General features: G+C 43.9%; 18 protein-coding genes. 12 read left to right on the forward strand and 6 right to left on the reverse strand.

Annotated features, from left to right (window positions below; translation table 11 throughout):
• Positions 1–325 precede the first annotated feature (325 nt).
• The 4 genes from HRU80_05660 (at position 326) to HRU80_05675 (ending at position 6342) form a co-directional block, all read left to right on the forward strand.
• Complete coding sequence (locus tag HRU80_05660) at positions 326–814, forward strand: hypothetical protein (protein ID QOJ28388.1); 489 nt, start codon at positions 326–328, stop codon at positions 812–814.
• Between the two features lie 12 nt (positions 815–826).
• Positions 827–2935 carry a T9SS type A sorting domain-containing protein gene (locus HRU80_05665; protein ID QOJ28389.1) on the forward strand — a complete coding sequence of 703 codons (2109 nt, stop codon included), beginning with the start codon at positions 827–829 and terminating at the stop codon, positions 2933–2935.
• Between the two features lie 832 nt (positions 2936–3767).
• Entirely contained in the window at positions 3768–4979 is a 1212-nt protein-coding gene (locus tag HRU80_05670; protein ID QOJ28390.1) for a hypothetical protein, read from the forward strand.
• Between the two features lie 19 nt (positions 4980–4998).
• The gene (locus HRU80_05675) at positions 4999–6342 is read left to right on the forward strand and encodes an exo-alpha-sialidase (protein ID QOJ28391.1); all 1344 of its coding nucleotides are present in this window, start codon (positions 4999–5001) and stop codon (positions 6340–6342) included.
• A 280-nt stretch (positions 6343–6622) separates the two neighbouring features.
• Here HRU80_05675 and HRU80_05680 read toward each other — a convergent pair whose 3' ends face one another.
• Entirely contained in the window at positions 6623–7054 is a 432-nt protein-coding gene (locus HRU80_05680; GenBank protein QOJ28392.1) for a hypothetical protein, read from the reverse strand.
• An 805-nt stretch (positions 7055–7859) separates the two neighbouring features.
• On the opposite strand from HRU80_05680, the gene HRU80_05685 reads away from it, so the two are divergent.
• Positions 7860–9368, forward strand: a complete 1509-nt coding sequence (locus HRU80_05685; GenBank protein ID QOJ28393.1) for a T9SS type A sorting domain-containing protein — start codon at positions 7860–7862, stop codon at positions 9366–9368.
• A gap of 254 nt (positions 9369–9622) precedes the next feature.
• On the opposite strand, the gene HRU80_05690 is transcribed toward HRU80_05685, so the two are convergent.
• A complete protein-coding gene (locus tag HRU80_05690) occupies positions 9623–10072 on the reverse strand; it encodes an RNA methyltransferase (protein QOJ30466.1) in 450 nt (149 codons plus the stop codon).
• A gap of 609 nt (positions 10073–10681) precedes the next feature.
• On the opposite strand from HRU80_05690, the gene HRU80_05695 reads away from it, so the two are divergent.
• Positions 10682–12310, forward strand: coding sequence for a hypothetical protein (locus HRU80_05695; protein ID QOJ28394.1), 1629 nt, complete (start codon positions 10682–10684; stop codon positions 12308–12310).
• Positions 12311–12529: 219 nt separating this feature from the next.
• Here the strand turns inward: HRU80_05695 and HRU80_05700 are convergent, their stop codons facing one another.
• Together HRU80_05700 and HRU80_05705 are read right to left on the reverse strand one after the other, a co-directional pair.
• A complete protein-coding gene (locus HRU80_05700) occupies positions 12530–13288 on the reverse strand; it encodes an RNA methyltransferase (GenBank protein ID QOJ28395.1) in 759 nt (252 codons plus the stop codon).
• Positions 13285–13623 carry a DUF971 domain-containing protein gene (locus tag HRU80_05705; protein QOJ28396.1) on the reverse strand — a complete coding sequence of 113 codons (339 nt, stop codon included), beginning with the start codon at positions 13621–13623 and terminating at the stop codon, positions 13285–13287. The genes HRU80_05700 and HRU80_05705 overlap by 4 nt, the downstream gene beginning before the upstream one ends.
• Before the next feature lie 152 nt (positions 13624–13775).
• Here HRU80_05705 and HRU80_05710 point away from each other — a divergent pair, with 152 nt between their 5' ends.
• From HRU80_05710 to HRU80_05720, 3 genes are read left to right on the forward strand one after another with little or no spacing between them, the layout of a single operon-like run.
• Positions 13776–15080, forward strand: a complete 1305-nt coding sequence (locus HRU80_05710) for an HlyC/CorC family transporter (GenBank protein QOJ28397.1) — start codon at positions 13776–13778, stop codon at positions 15078–15080.
• Between the two features lie 31 nt (positions 15081–15111).
• On the forward strand, positions 15112–16569 hold the full coding sequence (locus HRU80_05715; GenBank protein QOJ28398.1) for a glutamate--tRNA ligase: 1458 nt from the start codon (positions 15112–15114) through the stop codon (positions 16567–16569).
• 34 nt (positions 16570–16603) lie between these two features.
• Positions 16604–16729, forward strand: a complete 126-nt coding sequence (locus HRU80_05720; protein ID QOJ28399.1) for a hypothetical protein — start codon at positions 16604–16606, stop codon at positions 16727–16729.
• On the opposite strand, the gene HRU80_05725 is transcribed toward HRU80_05720, so the two are convergent.
• Both HRU80_05725 and HRU80_05730 read right to left on the reverse strand, forming a co-directional pair.
• Complete coding sequence (locus tag HRU80_05725; GenBank protein ID QOJ28400.1) at positions 16698–18044, reverse strand: saccharopine dehydrogenase NADP-binding domain-containing protein; 1347 nt, start codon at positions 18042–18044, stop codon at positions 16698–16700. The two genes, HRU80_05720 and HRU80_05725, sit on opposite strands and share 32 nt — an antisense overlap.
• Positions 18041–19369: a hypothetical protein gene (locus tag HRU80_05730; GenBank protein ID QOJ28401.1), complete on the reverse strand. Its 1329-nt coding sequence runs from the start codon at positions 19367–19369 to the stop codon at positions 18041–18043. The genes HRU80_05725 and HRU80_05730 overlap by 4 nt, the downstream gene beginning before the upstream one ends.
• A 225-nt stretch (positions 19370–19594) precedes the next feature.
• Between HRU80_05730 and HRU80_05735 the strand changes: the two genes are divergently transcribed.
• The 3 genes from HRU80_05735 (at position 19595) to gltA (ending at position 23268) form a co-directional block, all read left to right on the forward strand.
• A complete protein-coding gene (locus HRU80_05735) occupies positions 19595–20407 on the forward strand; it encodes a pirin family protein (GenBank protein ID QOJ30467.1) in 813 nt (270 codons plus the stop codon).
• 546 nt (positions 20408–20953) lie between these two features.
• Positions 20954–21835, forward strand: coding sequence for a sulfide/dihydroorotate dehydrogenase-like FAD/NAD-binding protein (locus tag HRU80_05740; GenBank protein ID QOJ28402.1), 882 nt, complete (start codon positions 20954–20956; stop codon positions 21833–21835).
• Positions 21836–21861: 26 nt separating this feature from the next.
• Positions 21862–23268, forward strand: a complete 1407-nt coding sequence (gene gltA, locus HRU80_05745; protein QOJ30468.1) for an NADPH-dependent glutamate synthase — start codon at positions 21862–21864, stop codon at positions 23266–23268.
• Positions 23269–23884 lie beyond the last annotated feature (616 nt).

Below are 23884 nucleotides of genomic sequence, written 5' to 3' on the forward strand. Positions count from 1 at the left end.
CAGACTCAATTTTAAGTTACACAGAAAGCGTTGGGAAACCACCTTTTCCGGTACTGCGTAACCTGTGTTCTGAACTGCCTTATAGACCGCTATTTTCATCCGGTATCTTCCGCATAAAATAAGAAGGGCGCATTCATTTTAGGGCAAATTTGATTATTTTCCGGTTATGATTCATAATAGTTCAAACCAAACCGGCAGCCACCCCGGCATTGTTTCAGGTAATTTTTTTCTCTGGCCAACATTCGTGAGAATTTTTCGATTTTTATTGTTTTTCGCACTTTTTTCCATACTGCAAGGGAGTGCTCTAGCCCAGTTCCGCGGATCCATGCAGCTGGCGGCAGCGATTCCGGCAGGGTATTTTGAGGATGTTGCCGAAGTAGGCGGCGGCTCAACCCTTAACCTGGTTTATTACCCCCTGAATGTTGATCTTGAGTTTTCTCTGACCACAGGTTATTACACCCTTGGTTTTAAGGATAACCTGCCCGGATATACGTTCAGATATACGGGTATTCCGGTTCTTGCCGGCGTTAAATTTAACTTTTCCTCTTTTGATTTTATCCCTTATGCCGGGCTTGAAGCAGGGGTTTATTTTGACCGCTACTTAGTGACCATTGATTACGGCCTGCTGGGCAAATTCACTACAGAGACTACTGATATCAACCCGGGAATTTCCCCCTATGCAGGTTTCAGGATGAATCTTTCCCCTTCGCTTGATCTGGATGTGAATGCACGTTATAACAGAATTAACACGAAATACTATGCACGGGCATATATAGTCATACAGACCGGTCTTGCGTACAGGTTCGGAGAATAAGAAAACATGAAAATGATGAGATTATCAGCTGTTCAGTTGTTAGTAATTCTGCTGCAGTGCGGCATAACGGCACAGCCGGCCTGGGAGTGGGTGAATCCCGCACCAAACGGAAAATCCGTGAACGATGCCGTATATACGGATAGCGTAATGCTTGCGGCAGGAACCGAGGGTCTTTTTATGCTGAGCTCAGACCGGGGCGCAACCTGGCTGCTTCGTGATATTGAGAATATATATAACCTTAACTCCCTTCATTTTTTTGACCGCGGCAACGGCTGGGTTGCCGGAGACGGCGGGGCGCTCTTCAAAACCACAGATGGCGGACAATCCTTCAGTGCGGTTTTATCAGGCACGCAGGATGATATTTATTGCATCAGATTCAGAGATACGCAGAATGGCGCGGCAGTCGGTGCCGATGGCCTGCTTCTTCTTACCAATGACGGGGGAGCAAACTGGTCACTCAGCCGTGTGACCGGCAGCCCTTCGTTAAGAAGTCTGACTTTTCTTTCGAACGGAGATCTGCTTGCCGCGGGGGAAAACGGCCTGATACTGAAATCAACCAACCTGGGGCAGCAATGGAAAACCGTGAACAGCAGTCCCGGCTCTGTAATTTCAGATATACGCACCTCCGGCAGCAGTATATATGCAGCCGGATTTCAGGGAAAGGTGTACCGCTCTGATGACGCCGGTGAAACATGGCAGAATCTGCAGACTCCATCAGCCACAATGCTAAAATATATAAGGCCGGTTTCAGCTTCCGTTATATATGCAGGAGGGCTTAACGGTCTTGTGATGGTTTCCAGGGATGCCGGGCTGAACTGGACTGAGACTTCTGTAAACAGCCGCAGTGCGGTTCAGTCTGCTGTGGCGCTTGAAAATGAAGAGGTTTTCTTTTTTGGCGAACGCGGTCTTGTTTTTTCAACTACGGATACAGCAGCTACGTTTACCATGCGATCATCAACTATTACAGAAAATCTGAACTCCGTAAAATTCACCAGTCCTGATACCGGCTGGATTGTTGGTGACCGCGGGCTTATCCTCAGAACTACTGACGGCGGTCTAAACTGGAGCAGGCAGGATGCAGGCACCGTGCAGAATATCAATGAGATTTTTTCATTAGACGGCATTAATGCATGGATTATCGGAAATTACGGTCTCTATAAATACACAAAGGATGGCGGAGCTACCTGGACAACCGGGCATCTTTCCACGCTTACCACCAATAATCTGTATGCAATTCATATAGAAAAGTTTTTCAGCAGAATCGGCGGTCAGGGGGGAGTAATGTTTGAGTCACTGAACAATTACGGATATAACCCGTGGGTGAATATTTCATTTGGTGTGGTGCAAACGCTTCGCACGTTTGGTTTTTCTACCTCGCAGACCGGTTTTCTTGCCGGTGACGGAGGCAAACTTTTCAGAGTGTACCGCTACTGGCAAAGAACGATATTTGAGGATATATCACTGCCGGCGGTATTTGACTTACGCAGTATTTATTTTTCTGACCTTAAATACGGATGGATAGTCGGCAAATTCGGCGTGGTATTCAAGACTGTGGATGGCGGGCATTTTTCGCAGGTTGCTTTGCTGAATATACCCTACCTTAATTCAGTTCAGTTTATTGACAGAAATGTGGGATACACAGCCGGAAGCAACGGAAAAGTATTTAAGACATTTGACGGAGGCACTACCTGGAAAACTCTGCCGACCAACGTGAATAACTCTTTTACCCGTGTATATTTCAGAGATGCCAATGATGGCTGGGTGCTGGGCTCCTATGGCGCCATCCTCAGAACAAGAACCGGAGGAGAACCTTCAACAGGAATTGAGCAGGAAGAAATTACAACTGACCCGGAATCGTTTGTACTGAACAGCAATTATCCCAATCCTTTTAATTCTTCTACTATGCTGAGTTTCTCACTTCCGACGAGCGGTCATGCGCAGCTTGTTGTGTATAATCAGCTTGGCCGGCAGGTTGCGGAGCTTGCTTCCGGAGAATTTGAAGCAGGGCATCACTCGGTGCTGTTTGATGCAGGTATATATAATCTCACCTCGGGAATTTATTTTTACTCCCTCAGATTTAACGGAAGAACTTCAACCAGGAAGATGATATACCTGAAATAATTATGAAGTATGAAGTATGAAGTGTGAATTTTTACTTTTAACTTTCAACTCTTAACTTTTAACTAAAAAAGCCCTGGTTTGCAGCCGGGGCTTTTTGTTTTAAAACATAGGTGTCCTTTTGCCAACAATCCCGGCGGGATTGCAAGTTGGTAGAATTTCTATAAGACGCACCGCACCTCCCGACCCCGGCGGGTCGCATATATCCGGTCTCTGTAAATTCACAAACAAGAAATACTCTGATGTGTATTACTCTTGAACAAATCTGTTGGCAGCCAATTTATTTCTTCGTAAGTTTAATCAGGCAGTAAGGAAAATCCTTGCCGGTTTCATTTTTCTGGGTAAATGAAATACCTTTTGGGAAGTGATGGGTGGGGATGCTGGGAACAGGTTAAATCCTTTTTTCTTTTTAAGCCAGGAGTTTTAAGAATATTGCAAAAACTTTTTTTTTAGCGGTTTTTGTTGTATTCAGGAAGCTCAAACTATCTGTTTTAGCGCAAAGAGATTAAACAACTATAAGAAGAGCAGTCAATGCCGGTTAGAGTTCCACATATCAATCTGCACTTTTGTGCGGCACTCCCTCTAATTGCCCTCATTTCATTCTCATGCTCTGAACCCGCAAGCCGGTATGGGAAGCGGGAATCTGCCTTGGTTGCCCGGCCTACTCCAATCGAATATTTGCAAAACTTTTGCTCCTAACAGAATGTTACGCCAAATGTTACCAATAAGTAATTTCCGGTTTTATTTAGCAGCCGTTTTATTTCTTACTTTTTCCGGCTGCCAGAAGCCAACCGAGCCGGTTATAACAGATCCTCCTCACATTACTGCTAATACCATGAAATTAGAATATTTATGGGCTGATTTTGAGCGGATTGCCCTTGGTCTTAAGAAAAGCCGGCTTGACAGCAGCAATACCTTTACCTACGAACTGCACCGGAAAGATGAAAACGGCGCAAACCAGATTATTTATAAAGGAAGGTTACTGAACGATACCACCATTACCGACAGCGGCGGGCTCAGCCAGGAAAAAAGCTACCGCTACCGGTTTCTGGGCTATACCGACAGCACCAAAATTTTGGACACCGCCGTTACCTTAACAGCAAAAGTATTAAGCCCCACAGGTCACAGTTTTATTTGGGAGGTTGACACTATTGGGACGGAAGGTTGGATAAATGATCTTTGGGGATTTAATGAAAATAATGTTTGGGGTGTTGGAGCAGTTCAATTACCCGGCGGAGCATCCAATGTAATATATTGGAATGGGAGTGGATGGGAGATAGTTCCCAGCAACCTGCAATTTTATTTATACGGTATTTATGGATTTTCCGCTAATCAAATATGGGTTGTTGGGAATGGCAATTATAACTGGGGAGGTGTTGCTTTCTGGAACGGTACAAGTTTCACGGAATACAAATTTGATGCAGATAAACCGGAGTATGCCGATACGATTTATGCCCTAAACGCTGTCTGGGGCAGTGCCCCCGATGATGTGTGGGCAGTGGGACAAAGAGGGACAATCATACATTGGGATGGAAACAAATGGAAAAAGGTGCCTGGAATAGCCAAAAATTTTACTTTTTTTGAGGTAACTGGAAGGAGTAAGGATGAAGCATATACTGCCGGAAAGGACCCAGATAGCGGCGAGTGGGTACTGTATATGTATGATGGGATCAAATGGAAAACACGCGCATTAGGTTATAGTCATCTAACAAGGGCGGGAGTATGGCAGGCAAAGTCCGGAGAGCTTTTTTTATTGGGAAGTTCGAACATAATGATTAAAAACGGAGTAATGCAAACCTTTGTTCTTGGAAACACCTATATACAGAATTCCGTACGAGGAACAGCGGTCAATAATATATTTACCGTAGGGCATGGTGGGGAGATTTTTCATTTTGATGGAGTCAGTTGGAAAAAACAGATCCCCCTGCCTGTCAGAGTTGGCGTTACTATATTAACAAAACCATTTGTAACGGGGAATCATATTTTTGTCGGATCAATAACGGATTTTAAACCTCTGATCATCAGGGGAACTAGAAAAACAAACTAAAACTAAATAAGGTGAAATCATGAAAAATGTGATTCTTATCATAATTTGTGGGATGATAATAATTCAGGCGCAAATAGTTGATCTTCAGTTAAGTAATGCACAGCACGAAACAGCTGTTGAAAGTTCTATAGGTATTAATCAATACAACGGGGATATTGCCTGCGCATATAAAGTCCATAACAGTAGTAACGGTGCAGTTGATGTGAATGTAGATATTATCCGGAATAATCAGGTTATATTTAATCATAGAATACTTAATGCAACCGACCCAGTGATTGATTATGATGGTAACGGTAACGTAATTCTTTGTTATTTGCATCGAGGTACATACGACATATATATCATGCAATCAACAAACAACGGTGAAACCTTTCTTACGCCGGTGCTGGCGTTTGATGCTCAAAACGGCTGGGAAGCCGATAAACAAATGATGTATATAGATAAAAACCCAAATAGCAGTTATTACAACACAATATATATTGCCTTTACATTCCTAAAAGCTGATCAACCTTCTGAAATAAATATTGTGCGCAGTACAAATGGAGGGGAAAGTTTTACAGGGGCATTGCGAGTATCTCAGCAATCTCCACTCGGCTATTTTGTATCTGGGGTGTCACTTGCCAGTGATCTGGATGGCAGTGTCTATCTTTTTTGGTACAGGGAACTTCCAATTTCCGAAAATGATCACACACCATCCAAGGAGTTTAATTTATATTTTACCAAGAGTACAAATGGGGGCAGTTCGTTCAGTGCCGAAACGGTTATAGAGGATGAGTTTATCCGACCTGGGGTCGAGGTGAATAATTATTATCTTATTAAGGAATTTCATAATCAAAGCGGATTCAGGAACGCACCGTTTCCATATGCAGTTTTTGACCCATATGATGAAAGTATTTATGTGGTGATGAATGCCTGGGGTGAAAATGTACCACAATTCCAAAGTAATAACTATGAAGGAACGGAAAATGCAAACAACATCGTGATATTGAGAAGTACGGACGGAGGCGGGACATGGAGTGAAAAGGACCACAACTTTGCTTGTGATGTTTATATGCCTGCCATTATGATTGACGGCGAAGGAAATATTTATTTGACAAGCTATGACAGTAATATCCTTTCATACGATAATTACGAGAACATGACCGCGTTACTCAGATCAACTGACCATGGAAATACCTTTACAAAATTTAATTACGGATCGAATTTTGTTTTTAATGCTTTTGTAGTTTATATAGGAGATTATTTTGGTAGTTGTTACTACAATGGAAAGATATACAGTGCATATACAAGACAATTGAACGGAAAACCCCTTTGCCGAAAGTTCCTGCCAGAATTAGCCCCTCTTCCGCAAGCAGTGACATAAAGGTTGCGACAGGCAGACCGTTCGTAAGGTTGTGCCAGCTTACACCTGCGTCAGTGCTTCTGATGAGCCCGAGATTAGATTGTCTTCCGGCAAAAAAATATTCATCCCAGCCCGCCACGGTAAAAGTATAACCTTCAGAGCCCGGATAAAAAAGCCAGTTACGGGCTGTATCAGCCGAATAGGATACACCGCCTGCGTGCCCTGCTGCAATGGAATTGCTCTCTGAGTGATAATATAATTTGTGTACTCTGTTGGCAACATTAAGGGTATTACTTTTAGATCAGGTAAATCCTCTGTCGGTGCTGCGCCAGATATGTTCTTCATGCGAGGCGGCTATGAGAATGCCACCGGGAATCATTAAAAGCTGGTTAATGGCATATTGATTTTGAAGACCGGAAAGGTGCCAGCTCATTCCATAATCAGATGATCTGAGAACTCCGTAGTTTGAATACGATGAGGCAAGAAGTTCAGCATCATTAAGTATGATCAGTGACGTAATATCAAGACTATCCAGTGCAAATTTCTTAAATGTTACTCCCTGGTCGGCAGATATATATATACCTTTGGTTGAGGCTGCAAAAACCGTGTCGGAACCTTTTGCGGTAAAATTCTGAAACTCAATGGTTGTCTGGGCAAACGGCAGTGTCTGAAGCAAAAACAGGAGAAGTATATATTGTCCGGTAAAAGTTATATATGCAGATTTTATATTCATAGTTATAGTTCCCTTTCAGTTTTCAGGATTCCAGACTGAAAACAGGCTGTTTGGTGAACCGTGATTTTTTTTTTAGTATAGTGATGTTGCCGTTGTTACCCCAAAGCACTCTGTAATCAAAATCATTTTTTGAACTGCAATTCCAGTCCCATGAATTATCGCTAAGATAATTTTGGCTCATAACTCCTACTTTTTTATGGCTATTATACAAAATAGAAGACGATTTAAGGGGGGGGTAAAATTATTACCCCGTTTCCAATGAATTTGCTGCGCATGGTTCGATTTATTCAGATAAAACCAACGAAAGTTTAATAATGAAAATGTATTACTGAAGTTGGGTATTGTGGGGGTAAGGTTTGCTCCGGCTGAATTCCACTGTTTTCACTCCATGCCCAGACCTGGCGATAAAGTAAACTGAAAAGTGCAAACCCCAAAAAGGACAGTACAGCCAGCTCAATTCGCCACCAAAAAAAAATTTTCAGGGGCTTGACTTTAATTTTGGGAATTATTACTTTGTCCGTCAAATATAAAATTAGAGGAGGTTTCGATGTTTTTGCGCTTTTTCATTCTTCTGTGCTTGTTTTGTTCGTCCCTCATTTTTTCCCAAAGCGAGGAAAATGGTCCTGATTTCACTACTGCCGAACTTGCCCTGTATGTGGTAAATGCCGGTTCTAATGACCAGACCAGATTTACCCTCTCAAGTTTAGATGCCCCTATTTATTGCAATAATTCCTCCGGTTGTATGATTTCAGTTGCCTCGCAATCACATTTTATTTTACTAAGAAACTAATGTTGGTGAAGTAGGATGAAACACTTAATAATTTTTATGCTATTGATTCAGGCGGCAGTTTTCACTCAGGAATTGCACATCACCAAAATAATTCCGCCTGACAGAAAAATGAACACTAATTTTGGCGAAGCAATCGGATACGAGAATGGTTTATTAGTGGTCGGTTGTCCGTATGATAATAAATATGGGACACAATCCGGCTCTGTATATTTGTATGAAATAGATAACATTTCGGTTAACTATAAAAGAAAATTTTTTACATGGAATATTCAACAAAAAGATATGCTTGGCCGGTTTATTAATTTTGAAAAAGGGAAACTTTTTTTTCGGGTTGCCGGCGATCCATTTGCCTGGTTTCCTTCCGGCGATGTTCATTATTTTGATGTATTAGATAATCAGTTAGATTATCAACATATAATCAGATGTCCTTTTCCTTTTAACAATGAGTGGTTTGGCAAAACAATTCATAATTTAAAGGACAGGTATATTGTAAGTGCGGAAGGCAGCAGAGATACTTCATCATCTTATTATTCAGTTACGGGCTCCTTTTACATTTATTCATTTAATCAGGACTCATTGCAATTACCGCAAAGATATATGGGTGAAGCAAGAGGTGAATTGCAGACAGGATTAGGTTCAGGGTTTGTCTCAAATGATAGTTTACTGTTTGTAGCTGCCAGCGGTGAAAGTGATGAACAATATCGCTTTCGGGGTTGTGTATATGTTTACAACATACTTCATGACACACTGATTTTCAGAGAAAAAGTATGTTCGCCAATGGAGCAGAGCGGGCAGCGGTTTGGCCGGAGTATGGCACTCTCAGGAAACCGGTTGTTTATTGCAGCACCGCAGGGTGATTTTGCTTATGACCAGGGGCGGGTTTACGTTTATGATATTAGCGGTGACAGTCTTAAATTAACCCATACTATAACAGCGCCAAACAGCAGCAACATAAATTTCTTCGGGCTTCATTTGGCAGCACTTGGCGATACTCTTCTTGTGGGAGCTCCCCAGGATAGTTCCTTTGGCTGGAACCGAGGCGGAATCTATCTTTTTCAGTTTGACGAAAGCAATAACTACCGGCTTGAACGCAGAATTTCTTTACCGGACAGTGCGGATGTACTGCAGTTCCCTTCGTCGGTAATTCTTACCAAGGATTTCATACTTGCGGGGGCCTCATACGATGATCAGATGCGCGGGGCAGTATATATGTTCAGTATGGATAAACCGGTTGGCGTTGAAGAGACTTCCCCCCAAAAAATGAACTGGGAACTGGGTGATAATTACCCAAATCCGTTTAACAACCAGACCAAAATCCGGTATCAAACCGTCCTTCCGGGGAGGGTCAGACTGCTTATCTATGACATACTCGGGAGAGAACTGAAAGTACTGAAAGATGAATACCATCAAGCTGGCATATATGAAATGGAATTCACCGGTGATGATATGCCATCGGGTATATACTTTTATACCCTTGAAACCTCTGGTACAAGGATTGTAAAAAAGATGGTTCTCATGAAATAATTTTGAAGTGTGATTTGAGAATAATTCTTAATTTTAAATTAAAAAGCCCTGGTCAAAAGCTGGGGCTTTTTGTTTTTTTTATGCTCTTCAGCTTCCATTTTTTTAACGCAAAGGTTAGCAAAGTTTAACGCGGAGTAACGCAGAGTTTAAATCCGTTACTTGCAGAGACGATGCAATCATATGAAATCAGTAGTTATATATATTCCGTTTAGTGATTGCATCGTCTTTACAAAATTTATACAACACTTCACACCTCACCCTTCACAATTCGTTAGTGCATACAAAAACACTGCCGCGGCTGAAGCCACATTAAGTGATTCTGCTTTTCCGTAACCGGGAATAACTACTGTTTCATGTGCCAGGGATTTTACTTCGTCTGAAGGGCCGTTCGCTTCATTACCCAGAAGAAGGAGCACTTTTTCATTCTCAAGATGAAGCCGGTTCAGCGGGGTTCCCTGCATATCAGCACAAATCATTTTTCGTCCGCTGTTTCTCAGGTACGAGCGTATATCATCACCGGTTTCAAGCCGGATAATATCTGACCGGAACACCGAACCCATTGAAGCGCGCACTACTTTAGGATTCAGGTAATCAGCGCAGTTCCCGGTTGTAAATATACATTTCACGCCGAACCAGTCGGCGGTTCTTATGATAGTTCCAAAAGAGTATGTATTTTCGGGGAGCGACTGCGGGTTTTTACGTATTTAAGAGAAATTCTACGTGTTTTCACGTAGTTTTGATGCAATTTTACGTGTTTTTACGTATTGCCATTGATAAAAGAATTGTTTATGTTTACTCAGAAGAAAGTGAGAAAAGAGGGCTGATTTTTCTCGTGGTGAAGGATACTTAATGAATTTGGAAGAAGCATAGAGTATTTAATTCGGACAGGCCTTGTTGGCGGAAAAGGACTGTGGGAGAATGGCGGAGAATAGTTTAGCTAATCTTTATCATTTTCTTATTAAAATTCATTCTGCCAGAATGAACAAAATGAAAGAACTCATTATGAGTAAGTTAACAATTTCTTGCATATGCACACGGTTTCCCATGGCTCTGAGTGTGCTTTTTCTAATAATAGCAGCCGCAACTAATCTTCACGCTCAGCAGAAGTTCCCTTATGGAGTGGTTACGGCAAATCACCCTGACTCTAGCATCTTCCTTATGAATAATTTCGGGAACTTACCGCTCACATAAAAAATCCATATATATAAAGTGAGGAGCTAAGTAAAATGAGAATGTGTATTTTAATTTTGTGGATTGTGATAAGCATTTCGTCGTTATCCGAAATCCGTTATGTGAGCAAAACCGGAACAAGTATGCCTCCATATACCAGTTGGGAAACAGCATGCGACTCAATACAAAAGTGTGTTGATTTTGCTAATCCTGGCGATACAATCTTTGTTGAGAAAGGGGAATATCTTGAATCAGTTGTCAGTTATAAAAGAATCCATTTAATGGGCGCTGGAGCTGACAGCACTATAGTAAAAAAGGATGTTCCCGGAGGTGGTGTCATTGAAATAAGAGGGGGGGGTACAATTGATGGGTTTTTTATCCAGAATACAACTAGTGCACAATACGTTGGCATATGGGTTATTTCCCCATTAACGGACACAGTATTTATACGCAATTGTATAGTTGTTTCAAATTCAGCTAATATTATGCTTCATAAGGGAATTGTCATCGCTGAAGGTAATTATGGGAATGGTGGAAGTTTTTTTAATGGTCAGGCCGTAGGGTCAGGATCAGAATTACACATTCTAAATAATATTAGCAATTCTACAGATGATGCTGCACCTTGGGGAATTAAACTTACGATGCATGGCAATATTATTAATTGTGAAGAGGATGCACTTTATTTAGTAAACGGTGGACCTCACTTGATAACTAATAATATTTTTGTTACTACGACGAACCGTTTTGGCAACGACAATAGCATAGCAGGACATAAAATAATATCCCGAAATAATCTTATGACTGCAATTTATTTCAGAGGGGCAGCCATCTGGTGTAATTATGATAATGACCACCGTAATAATATTGTTCTTAATGCAAAATATGGCATCAGACCCAGCCCGGATGCTCCCTCGGTTCTTAGTTATAATGCATTCTGGAAGGTTGGTCAGATATTTGAAAACCCTCATGTTGACAGCACGAATAAATTTCTCTTCCCGATGTTTGTTGATGAGGAAGCGGGGGATTTCCGACTGCAGAAATACTCTCCTCTGATCGATGCCGGAGACCCTGATATTCTTGATGTTGATGGTACCCGCAGTGATATCGGCCCTCTTGGTGGTCCCTACGGCAGGAGTTATGAGTATCTTGATCTTGCCCCGAGAGCACCGTTTATCGCTCTACCCGTTATGACTGCCGACAGTTTAACGCTGCGCTGGCAAAAAAACTATGAAACCGACCTGACTGGCTACCGCCTGTATCAGGATACGGTTGAGCAGTTCGTACCATTTCCTGATAAGCTTATATATACGGGCAAAGAAAACAATTACACTCTTGCCCGCCCTGATTCAGGCAGAAATTATTATTGCATTGTTACCGCCATTGACAGTATTGTTAACGAGTCAAAACCGAGCCAGGCCATCCAGTTGCTTCTTACATCAGCAGACGAAAACGAATCTGAGTTGACAACACCTGAGAAAACCCAACTGCTTGGCAATTATCCAAACCCCTTTAACCCCAGCACTACCATACGGTATTCACTGCAGGAGCGGAGCTATGTTAAGTTATATATCTATACGCTGCGCGGCGAGCTTCTGGAAGTAAGAGTAAATGAGGAGCAGTCGCCGGGTGAGTATAACTATCAGTTTTCCCCAGAGATAACCGGCACCATAGACGACCTTGCAAGCGGAGTCTATTTTTATATGCTAGAAACCAAAGGCAGGGAAACCGGTAAAATTAGCCGTGAGACGGGCAAGATGTTGTTAATGAAATAACGACAAATGTCGTAATTGTAAATTTTGATATATAAAATATAAATCGGATGTTGTCTTAACGGCTTTTTTATAGCTAAATAAACTTTGTGTCAAAACTGAGTTCCGCAGGATGGAGACAGATTGTAATCTGTCTGTACAATTGATGCAGGGGGCATCCAATTCATACTTCAAATTTTATACGTCAGTCAGATTGTAAATTGTCTGTACGAAGTTTGTGAATTATTTTGTCATTAGTGCATACAAAAACACTGCCGCGGCGGAAGCCACATTAAGGGATTCTGCTTTTCCGTAACCGGGGATGACTGCTGTTTCATGTGCCAGGGATTTTACTTCGTCTGAGGGACCATTCGCTTCATTGCCAAGGAGAAGGAGTACTTTTTCACTCTCAGAATGCAGCCGGTTCAGCGGAGTTCCGTGCATATCAGCACAAATCATTCTCCTCCCGCTGTTTCTCAGGTACGAGCGTATATCATCACTGGTTTCAAGCCGGATAATAACTGACCGGAACACCGAACCCATTGAGGCGCGTACTACTTTTGGATTCAGGTAATCAGCGCAGTTCCCGGTTGTATATATACATTTCACGCCGAACCAGTCGGCGGTTCTTATGATAGTGCCAAAATTACCCGGGTCGGAGACCGAATCAAGCAGAAGTGCAACACGCCCATCTTCTTTGCTTTTCTTCACCGGTGGTACTCTGAAAACCGCTATGATATGCTGGGGGGTAACGGTATCAGAAAGCCGTTTAAGTTCTTTTACGGAAACAGTGTTTATTAAGGACTGCACCGGCCGGTATATATCATCATAGTTCCCGCTGAAGGAAAAGTCATTGCTGTGCAGTATCAGTTCACACTCCCAGCCGGAGGAGAGCGCTTCGGCAATCATTTTTTCCCCCTCGACCAGGATTTTGTTCTCCTGATCGCGGAATTTTTTCTGATGCAGCCGCGCAAGTTCCTTAATTTCCGCTTTGCTTATCATAAGAGTGTATCGTAATTCTGTTTCGCGCCGGTCTCTTCACTTTCCCAGAGCGTCTTTAAGTACTCCCAGGTATAAAGCCCGGTGGTGTGCCCGTCCTTATACGAAATCTGCAATGCGTAACTGCCGACCGGCTGGATACCTGTAATTTTGTACATCTCAGGGGTTTCCGGACCTTTTGCCGCCGGACGGTAGGTGCGGAGAAGTATGGTTTCCCCTTTGCATCCGGCGCAGGGGCACTCATCCCTGAGGTATTTAATTGAAATTGACCGGGAGGGACCTTCAGGAAAATCAAAATTGATTCTCCCCTCTTTTATGTAAATTTTTGTCGGATTCATCAGATTTTTAACTAAATTGGGGAAAAAAGGGCAAAATTCATCAGAATTTTCGTAAAAACCGGTATTTTTTTAATATCGCCCGGTTCTTCGGAATTCTCATGCCCAGTGTTTATTTTTACGATTCTAAATTTAACAATTACGCAACTTATTTAATGCCCGAGAGTGACCTGGTGATCTTGTTCGCCGTGGCAGCTTTAATAACTTTATTTGAAGCCGCGGTTATCACCTTTGACAAAGAACAATATGAAGAGCAGGAGGATTCTCCCGAGCTCAAAATAAAAAAAATTACCCGCCTTCAGGAAAATCCGACAGAACTGTTTGCATTTACAGAGTATTGGCGTCTGCTGCTGCTGCTTTCCGCAACGGTGCTTACTATAGTTGATTTTATCAGAGCGGGCTATTCTGACGGTCCGTTTACCTGGCTGCAGGTGCTTCACGCATTCGGGCTGCTTATTCTCTTTTTAACCGGGTGGCAATTACTGGTACTGATGCTGCCAAAAGGGTTTGGGAAAAGATATTCCGGTCCGGTTAGTCTGGTTCTCATTACCCCGATGTATCTGCTTATCCGCGCAACTAATGCACCGCTCAAAATATTGCTGGATTTTGCCAACCTTCTGCTTAAACCGTTTAAAACCTCAACCACACTTTCACAGGGGAAAGCATCAGAGGAGGAAATACGCTCGCTGCTGAATGAAAGCGTAAAAACCGGCGAGATTGATAAAACCGAGCACGAGATTATTCAGAATGTGTTTGAACTGAATGATGTGAGCGCGAATGAGGTGATGATACCCCGCACTGAAATGATTGCGGTGGAACTGACCGATGATGAGGCGGAGATTTTTAACTTTATTGTTAAGACCGGGCATAGTCTTTTGCCTGTATATAAAGACTCAACCGATAACATCATGGGCATACTGCACATCAAAGACCTGATGCGCAACTTTATTGAGAAGGGGAAATATGAGATACGCTCGCTTATACGCCCGGCGTATTTTGTGCCGGAAACAAAGCGGGTCTCTGAGATACTTAAAGAAATGCAGATGCGCGGAGAGCGTATTGCAATTGTCACCGATGAGTGGGGCGGCACTGAAGGAGTGATAACGCTTGAGGATATATTAAGCGAAATAGTCGGTAAAATTACCGGTGATACACCTCCTCAGCCGGTTGAGTTCTCGCAATTGCCCGACGGCAAGTATAACATCCTCGGCTCAATGCACATTGAAACCTTTAATGAAACATTTAACCATGACCTGCCGGAGTCTGATGAGTATAATACGGTGGCGGGATTTATTTCTTATAAGACCGGCAAAATACTCGGGCTTAACGAGCGATATACATACGAATTGTTGACATTTGAACTGGTAAAAAAGCTGCGGCAGAAGATGGTGCAGTTTAACGTCTGGTCTGCTGAGAATGACCTGCGGGAAAAATTACCGGACGAAGAGAACCAGCAGTAATATAATTGACTGACAGAATGAGGAGTTTAGTTTGATAAGTGAAAAACCACGCGTCCGTTTTGCCCCAAGCCCCACAGGATATCTTCATGTGGGAGGGCTGCGCACCGCACTCTATAATTATCTTTACGCAAAGAAAAACGGCGGAACCTTTGTGCTTCGCATTGAAGACACTGATCGCAACCGCTATGTTGAAGGCGCGGTCGAAAACCTGATTGAAACCCTTAACTGGTGCGGACTGACCTACGATGAGGGTCCGGTAACCGGGGGTGACTGCGGGCCTTATATACAGTCTGAACGCCTGGATATATACAAAAGAGAGGTTGAAAGGCTGATTGAAAGCGGCAAAGCATATCACTGTTTCTGCACGGCGGAGCGTTTAACACAGCTTCGTGAAGAACAGCAGAAACAGAATCAGCAGACCAAATATGACAAACACTGCCTTTCACTGACCAGAGAAGAACGCGAAACAAAGATATCAAAAGGAGAGCAGTTTGTCATCCGCCTGAATGTTGAACCGGGTGCTAAAGTAGCGTTTGATGATATTGTCCGCGGTCATGTTGAGTTTGACCGCGAAACCATTGATGATCAGGTGCTGCTTAAAAGTGACGGCTACCCGACCTATCATCTTGCAAATGTGATTGATGATCATTTTATGAAAATCACCCATGTTATCCGGGGCGAGGAGTGGCTTTCGTCAACTCCCAAGCATGTTCTTCTGTACGATGCATTCGGCTGGGAGCGTCCGGTATTTGCGCATCTGCCGCTGCTGCTGAATCCGGATAAATCAAAACTCAGCAAACGCCAGGGGGATGTAGCGGTTGAAGACTATAAGAAAAAAGGATTCCTTAAAGAAGCATTGGTCAACTTTGTTGCATTGCTTGGCTGGAATGCAGGGGATGACCGGGAGCTTTTCTCCCTGAAAGAAATGGAAGAACTTTTTACTCTTGAGCGGGTGAATAAGTCAGGCGCGGTATTTAATCTCGAAAAGCTCAACTGGATGAACTTTGAGCATCTGCGTATGAAATCTGATGCTGAAATACTCGCCATGATCAGAGAAGAACTGGCAAAGAGTGAATTCAGCAGCGGAGTATATAGTGATGAGTATCTTGTGAATATAATCCATGCCATGAAAGAGCGGGTAAACTTTGCCGCGGAATTTGTGAGCAAATGCCCTTACTTTTACGCTGCACCCAGAGAATATGAACAGCAATCCATTGACAAAAACTGGAAGCCGGAAACACCTGAGCAGTTAAAGGCACTTTCTGAAAATTTTGCAAAACTGGAAAACCCTGATACTCATGCGTTTGAACAGGCGCTGGCAGATACCGCAGCAGCGCTGAATGCCGGCAAAGGAAAATTGATACACCCGCTACGGCTCGCTGTTTCCGGAGTCAGCAGCGGTCCTGGAATGTTTGACCTGTTATATATATTGGGCAGGGATGAAGTTATCCGCCGGATTGATACCGCGGTACAAAAAATAAAAAAATAAAACCGTATGTCTTAGAGACGATGCACTTGTCCCGATGCAATCGGGATGCATCGTCTCTACCCGGTATCGTCTCTGCAATTCACAATTCATACTTCATAATTCATCCTTCATACTTCATAATTCACCCTTCATACTTCATAATTCTCATCCGTGTATTTGATCCCGTTTTCCACCAATGCCGGCAGTACCCGTTCATATATAGCCGGGTGCGTGGGAATTTGTACCCCGATAAGCTGCACTTTATTTTGCAATATCAAATCAGCCGCCACAGCAACCGGCAGTCCGACGGTTCTTGAGATTGCTGTTGCTGAAGCACCGCTGCCGTAATCAATCATCAGGCGGGTGATCTTTTCTTTCCTGTTATTCTCTGCGGGATATTCTGCCTCAACTTCAATCAGCAGAATAACCATATCAGTCATCCCTTCAGGCAGAGTGAATTTCTTCATAATAAGCTGAATCATTGCCTGCGCGGCAGTCACTGCTTTACCGCCAATCTTTTCCCTCGAGAATAAACCGAGCCAGTGCAGTTTGGACATAATGTTGCCGGTGGGACTTATGCCGAGATAGTTGGCAGCTTCCTGTTCCACATTTGCATCGTTTGTTGAAGCAGGCAGAAACATTGCCGTGAATTGCCGGTAAGTCATTTCGGGTAAATCAGGAATCAGAATAAGTTCATTGGTCATACCAAGCTGAATAATCTGCTTCCAGGCTTCGCTCCAGCCGGGGTAGCGGAGCGTTCCTCTTATCACGGTGTGGCTTTCATTGATGCCCAGCAGTGAGCCGTATGAGAGGGAGTCGCGGTTCGGATATGCTTCAAAGTACCCAAGCCCATTGACGGAGACTCCCCATGTCCGGTCAAAGATTCGGTGGAAGGGGAGGATTTTGATTTTGCCGTCTTCTTTATATATAGCGCCGTCTTCCCCCGCGAGCAGAACATTACGCGGGTTCCAGGTGATTGCGTAGTCAAAGGGATTAGTGTCTATCTTTGCTTCGGGGAGGCCGCTGCCGTATGAGCGGAAGCTTTTTATTACTGCACCCTTTGCTTTCAGATCACTCAGCAGAGACATTGCCAGCATGTGGTCAATGCCGGGGTCAAGCCCCATTTCATTGAGGATGATAATGTTTTTCTGTACTGCATCCCGGTGGAGCGTTTTTACCTTCGGATCTTCGTAAGAAGCTGAGATCATGGATATACCGGCATTCAGACAGTCAAGCGCAACCTGAAACTGATAGGGGCGGGTCAGCATATTGATAACAATATCTGACGAGCCGATCAGACTGATTCTGGTGGCGCTGTCATTGATGTCCATACCGATTGCCTGTCCCTGTGAATGATGATTAACCGCATCCTGTGCCATCTTCTCATCTCTGTCGCAGACGGTGATGAAATAGTCCCGCTCCTTTGCAATACCGAGCAGATAACTTATGAGATATACAGAACTTTTTCCGGCTCCGAGAATAAGAATGCGTTTCATTTCTTTAATGCACTTTTAATATGTTTATCAAGGTATTTGAAGTTTTTAACCAGCTTTCCGCTTTGCACGATCAGGGCATTGGTAAACTCCTGAGGCAGAGCGGGCATCCCCCGCTTTGAGCGGAAATCGGCGCGCGCAAGCATAGGCACAAAGGGAAGCAGTGCAGCTCCGAATGAGGTTGATGCTTCATAGGCAAGTTCATTTGGCAGCTTATCCACAGCCAGCACAACCGGACCTTTGCCTTCGACGCCGTAATGAATTTTTCCGTCACGCACATCATAAACATAAACGGGGTTGGTCATGTTGGTTTCTTCAAGATTAATCTCAATCGAACCCTCTATATCGCAGGTGATATCACCGATGACCCGCAGGCGGGGCTGTTTTCTTCCGCTGAAAAGCTTTTTCGTGAACTTCTTTGTTACCAGCTTAGGGAATCGGGGGTCCCAGTATATACCATTTATCAGAACCGTGAGATAAGGCAGATAGCGTTCAAGCCCGGATGTATATTCAGAGGGATGAGCGTTAAAATGTTTCAGATTAAACGGTTCGTTTCCTTTTTTTCTCTTGTATAAATGCTGTTTCTGGAAGAGAACCTCATAGACCACCCGGTTGGAAAATTTTCCTTTCTTAAAGAAAGACTCAAGTTCCTCCGGATTAAGCGTTACGGTTGGAAGTATATCAAAGAGAGAAAGCGCCCCTTTGGTAACATGGCCTGTACCCGTAACTCCCACAACCAGAGGAGTGAGATGCCGGGGGAGTCCTTTCTCCGCAATCTGATAACTGGCTTCAAGAAATGCGTCCCGGGCTTCATAAAGGCGGAGATATTCCGTCGCGTATTTTATATGGGAAAAGGGATTCTTTGTACCTTCATGCAGCAGTCGTTTTCCCAATGCCCACATCGTGTCAATGGTTCCGGCAAGACCGGCATACTCGCCAAAGAAAATCAGCCGCTTTCCCTGATGGTCCTTAACCAGTTCATAATCAAGCAGTGAGATATTCTTGTCCAGAATATCTTTCAGCATCCCCATATTGTATGACTGCCCTTTTATCACATGAGAAAAAAAGCAGTAGGCTGTATCGGGCTGAAGGTATTGCGGGGCTATTTCCTTAACTCCGAAAATGATATTGGCTTCGGAAAGGTCTCGTGTGATGATTGCGCCGGCTTTCTTATATTCCGCATCAGAAAAAATTCTCTGTTCCCAGGGTTCAACCAGAACTTTAATCCGGTGATTGCGGACCAGGCGGCGGACATGCTCAGGAACCAGAGGAGCCCTGCGCTGTGTTTTATCTTTTGTCTCCTTACGGATGGCGATAACATTTTTCATGTTACTCCTTTCTTATCAGGTGGCAGAAAGATTCTCCGCCCTTATTTCAGAATGGCAGAGAAAATGCTTAGTAAAAACTAAAGTACAAAAAAATTCAATCAGAATCAATGGATCCGGCAATGACTCTCTTCTGAGGATCCTGCCGGAAGAGAACAAACTATATACAAACAGAGGACTGTGATGCTCAGAGAAATTACAAATATATATACTGCAAAACCGGCACACATGGAGGGGCTGCTTACCTGGCGGGCGATTCCGGTTGGTGATATATCAGCGGTTGATCCGTTTATTTTCCTTAATCACCACGGCCCGCAGGTGTTTCCTCCTGATAATAACGGGCTTCCGTTTGGGCCGCATCCGCACCGCGGATTTGAGACGGTGACTTTCATCATTGATGGCGATGTCATGCATACCGACTCATCCGGCGGAAAAAGCATCATCACATCAGGCGGAGTGCAGTGGATGACAGCGGGGAGCGGTTTGATTCATGCGGAAGTTTCTTCTGAAGATTTTATGAAGAACGGCGGAAAAGAAGAAGTGCTGCAGCTCTGGGTGAATCTTCCGGCGAAGCACAAAATGGCTCCTCCCGCCTATTACGGTTTTCAGAAGCATGAGATGCCTTCGTATATATCTCCGGACGGAAAAGTGTCCGGGAGTATCATCTCCGGCTCTCTTGGAGGTATCCGGGGAGCAGTGCAGACTTTTCATGATGTGAATCTTTCATTGCTATCGTTTAATGAGAACGGGGAGTTTTCTGCTGCAGTACCGCCTGCTATGAACATTCTTTTATATATTGTCAGCGGAAGGGTGGCGGTAAACGGTGCTGAGGCGGTAACACGGAATCTTGTTTCCTTCGGCAATGAAGGAGATGAAGTGAAAATTACAGCTCTTGAAAAGAGTGAAGTCATTTTTGGTTTTGCTCCTCCGCTTAATGAACCGGTGGTATCTTACGGCCCGTTTGTGATGAACACCGAGGATGAGATTCGTGAGGCAATGCGGGACTATCAGTCCGGTAAAATGGGAGTGTGGGAAGAGTAATTAGTAATGAGGAATTAGCAATTAGTAATCCGGGGGATTAATTTTGTGAGCAGCTTAACCCCTCAATAGCCAGAGGATTTTAATGGATGCTTCGCAGTACAGATTTTTAGGAATCGGAACTTAAGCTGCTAAACTATACTGCGATGATGGGACGCTGATTAAACGGATGCTAAGCAGCGCGGATGAGCATTGATCGGAAATCCATTGTACAATTTACAATGAACAATGTACAGACCGGCCACCGTTAGCTCTAAAGACGGCACGCTGATTAAACGGATGCTTCGCAGCGCGGATCGAAAAGGTTTCCCGCAGATTTCGCAGATTCTCGCGGGTCAGAGAAATTCTTCATTATCCGTTTTCCATTCTCCTCTATCCATTAGAAATTTCCTTTTCAATTCTGAGAAAATCTTCTACAAAAAGCATACCTAAAAATTGAGAGCAGTCGTAAGAGGATAAAATCTTCGATTTTGAGCTGAAATCGGGCTTTTTTCCGGATCTCTTTTGGTATTATAATTGCAGAGCGGGGGTATTAGAAACAGGAACACCATGTACCAAATCGTAAAAGCAGAATTTATTGCACCGGATGTAAAGCGTTTCACCATCCAGGCACCAAAAATTGCAAAGAAACGCAAAGCCGGACAGTTTGTCATTCTCCGGCTGGATGAAACCGGAGAGAGAATACCCATCACCATAGCTGACTCCGACTCTGAAAAGGGTACAATTACCATAATTGTTCAGGGAGTAGGTAAGACTACAAAAAAGCTTAACACCCTCAGCTCAGGGGATGAAATACACGATGTGGTCGGTCCGCTCGGCAAACCCTCCCATATTGAAAATTTCGGAACCGCGGTGAGTATTGGCGGCGGCGTGGGCACTGCAATTGCTTACCCGATTGCAGTTGCGCTTAAGCAGGCGGGCAATCATACCATAGCTATTTCAGGAGCGCGGAATAAAGAACTGGTTCTTCTTGAGAAAGAACTTCAGGAAGTTTCCGATGAAGTATATATCACCACTGATGACGGCAGCTACGGCTATCATGGCTTTGTAACCCAGAAGTTAAAAGAGCTGATTGACTCAGGCAGAAAAATAGATTTTGTTTTAGCCATCGGCCCTATTCCCATGATGCGCGCGGTTGCTGAGACCACAAGACCTTACGGTATTAAAACAGTGGTCAGCTTAAACCCTGTTATGGTTGACGGCACGGGAATGTGCGGAGGATGCCGCGCAACGGTTGATAACAAAACCGTTTTCGTATGCGTTGACGGTCCTGAGTTTGATGCACATCAGGTGGATTTTGAACTGCTGATGAAGAGGAATAAAACCTACGGTGACTGGGAAAAAATTTCACTGCATGATCATCTCTGCAACTATGACCGTATATATGATGAATTTAAGAACACACAGAAAGAGGAGCCGGCAGTAGTATGACAACACCATTAACAAAAAAAGAGAGAATGAAAATTCCCAGACAGCCGATGCCTGAACAGAATCCTCTGGAAAGAAGCGGCAACTTCAAAGAAGTAAATCTTGGTTTTACTGAAGAATTAGCAAGAATGGAAGCAGAACGCTGCCTTCAGTGCCCGAAGCCGGTCTGCGTTGAGGGATGTCCTGTTGGTGTAAAGATTAAAGATTTTATCGGTCTGGTTGCTGTTGGTGATTTCGCCGGAGCGGCCGCAAAACTTAAAGAAGATAATGCTTTGCCTGCTGTATGCGGAAGAGTCTGCCCGCAGGAAGAACAGTGTGAAGCAAAATGTGTAACCGGAGTAAAAGGTGAGCCGGTTGCTATTGGTCGTCTTGAGCGGTTTGTTGCTGATTATGAGAGGGAAAAACTCGGTATCCGTCCCGCCGTGGTTCAGCCGAAAAAAGGAAAAAGAGTTGCGGTAATAGGAAGCGGTCCGGCTGGTTTAAGCTGCGCTGGTGATCTGGTGCAGCGGGGATATGATGTAACCGTGTTTGAAGCGCTGCATGAAATCGGCGGAGTGCTTATATACGGCATACCTGAGTTCCGTTTACCAAAAGAAATTGTAAAAGCTGAAGTAAACGGATTGAAAGAACTTGGTGTTGAGTTCAGAACCAATGCGGTAATCGGTTTTACTGATACCATAGATGAACTCTTTGAAGAAGGATATGATGCAGTTTTTGTTGGTGTGGGCGCAGGACTTCCTTACTTTATGAATATTCCCGGTGAAAACTATAACGGTGTATATTCGGCAAATGAATTCCTTACCAGAGTTAATCTGATGAAGGCATACCGGTTCCCAGAGTATGATACTCCGGTGTTCGACTGCAAGGATAAAACCGTTGCGGTCTTCGGCGGAGGCAATACAGCTATGGATGCAGTGCGCACGTCAAAACGTCTCGGTGCTAAGAGAGCAATGATTATCTACCGCCGTTCTGAAAAAGAAATGCCTGCAAGAATTGAAGAAGTTCATCACGCTAAGGAGGAGGGGATTGAGTTCCTTATGCTGACCAATCCGCTTGAATTTACCGGAGATGAAGCCGGCTGGCTCCGTGGTGTAAAACTCCAGAAGATGGAACTCGGCGAGCCGGATGCATCCGGAAGAAGAAAGCCGATACCGGTAGAAGGTTCTGAATATATACTGCCGATAGATATGGCAGTTGTGGCAATCGGAAATGGCTCAAATCCGATCATTAAAAACACTACGCCTGATCTTGAACATAACAGACGGGGCAATATTGTGGTTGATCCGGAGACGATGAAGACAACTAAGGAGGGTGTTTTTGCAGGAGGTGATATCGTGACCGGCGGAGCAACAGTAATCCTCGCAATGGGAGCCGGAAGAAAAGCCGCCGCTGCCATAGATGAATATCTGATGGGTAATGAATTAAATAAAAATTAATAAAGAAGAATTAAGTAAAGCCGCTGCAATCGCAATGTAAATTTTTATTTTCAGAATAAAAGTGCAATTGCAGCGTTTTGTGGGATTGGCTGGCGGCGGGGTGTGCAATTCGTTTTCTACCAATATATGATCCCTCCGGGATCAGGCGGGGGCTTCTTTGGATATCTATTCTTCCAATATATGATCCCTCCGGGATCAGGCGGGGTGGCGCTTTGTATATGTATTCTGGCGGCGGGGTATGCAATTCGTTTTCTTCCAATATATGATCCCACCGGGATCAGGGGACGTGATTCTTTGTATGTGTATTCTACCAACATATGATCCCTCCGGGATCAGGCGGGGCTTCTTTGTATGTTTATTCTACAAATATGTGATCCCTCCGGGATCAGGCGGGGTAGCGTTTTGTATATGTATTCTGGCGTTGGGGTATGCAATTCGTTTACAATCAATATGTGATCCTTCCGGGTTCAGGCATAGGGGCTCGTTAATTTATATATATTATTTCATGTTATCGAAACATCAGTATAATGCCAGGAAATAAGATTATTCCGGAAGCAAGAATCAGGGCTACAGTTTGGCCGGCGTTATCCAAAGGGTTTTCAGGCCCGTTAAAAAG

Source organism: Ignavibacteriales bacterium (assembly GCA_015709675.1).
In the GTDB taxonomy this organism is placed as follows: domain Bacteria; phylum Bacteroidota; class Ignavibacteria; order Ignavibacteriales; family Ignavibacteriaceae; genus H2-BAC3.

Coding starts and splice junctions, on each gene's coding strand:
- HRU80_05680 (QOJ28392.1), bottom strand. CDS start 7,054: ATGAATATAAAATCTGCATATATAACTTTTACCGGACAATATATACTT.
- HRU80_05705 (QOJ28396.1), bottom strand. CDS start 13,623: ATGAATCCGACAAAAATTTACATAAAAGAGGGGAGAATCAATTTTGAT.
- HRU80_05735 (QOJ30467.1), top strand. CDS start 19,595: ATGGAGGGGCTGCTTACCTGGCGGGCGATTCCGGTTGGTGATATATCA.
- HRU80_05665 (QOJ28389.1), top strand. CDS start 827: ATGATGAGATTATCAGCTGTTCAGTTGTTAGTAATTCTGCTGCAGTGC.
- HRU80_05740 (QOJ28402.1), top strand. CDS start 20,954: ATGTACCAAATCGTAAAAGCAGAATTTATTGCACCGGATGTAAAGCGT.
- gltA (QOJ30468.1), top strand. CDS start 21,862: ATGAAAATTCCCAGACAGCCGATGCCTGAACAGAATCCTCTGGAAAGA.
- HRU80_05660 (QOJ28388.1), top strand. CDS start 326: ATGCAGCTGGCGGCAGCGATTCCGGCAGGGTATTTTGAGGATGTTGCC.
- HRU80_05720 (QOJ28399.1), top strand. CDS start 16,604: ATGCAATCGGGATGCATCGTCTCTACCCGGTATCGTCTCTGCAATTCA.
- HRU80_05710 (QOJ28397.1), top strand. CDS start 13,776: ATGCCCGAGAGTGACCTGGTGATCTTGTTCGCCGTGGCAGCTTTAATA.
- HRU80_05700 (QOJ28395.1), bottom strand. CDS start 13,288: ATGATAAGCAAAGCGGAAATTAAGGAACTTGCGCGGCTGCATCAGAAA.
- HRU80_05670 (QOJ28390.1), top strand. CDS start 3,768: ATGAAATTAGAATATTTATGGGCTGATTTTGAGCGGATTGCCCTTGGT.
- HRU80_05730 (QOJ28401.1), bottom strand. CDS start 19,369: ATGAAAAATGTTATCGCCATCCGTAAGGAGACAAAAGATAAAACACAG.
- HRU80_05695 (QOJ28394.1), top strand. CDS start 10,682: ATGCCTCCATATACCAGTTGGGAAACAGCATGCGACTCAATACAAAAG.
- HRU80_05685 (QOJ28393.1), top strand. CDS start 7,860: ATGAAACACTTAATAATTTTTATGCTATTGATTCAGGCGGCAGTTTTC.
- HRU80_05675 (QOJ28391.1), top strand. CDS start 4,999: ATGAAAAATGTGATTCTTATCATAATTTGTGGGATGATAATAATTCAG.
- HRU80_05725 (QOJ28400.1), bottom strand. CDS start 18,044: ATGAAACGCATTCTTATTCTCGGAGCCGGAAAAAGTTCTGTATATCTC.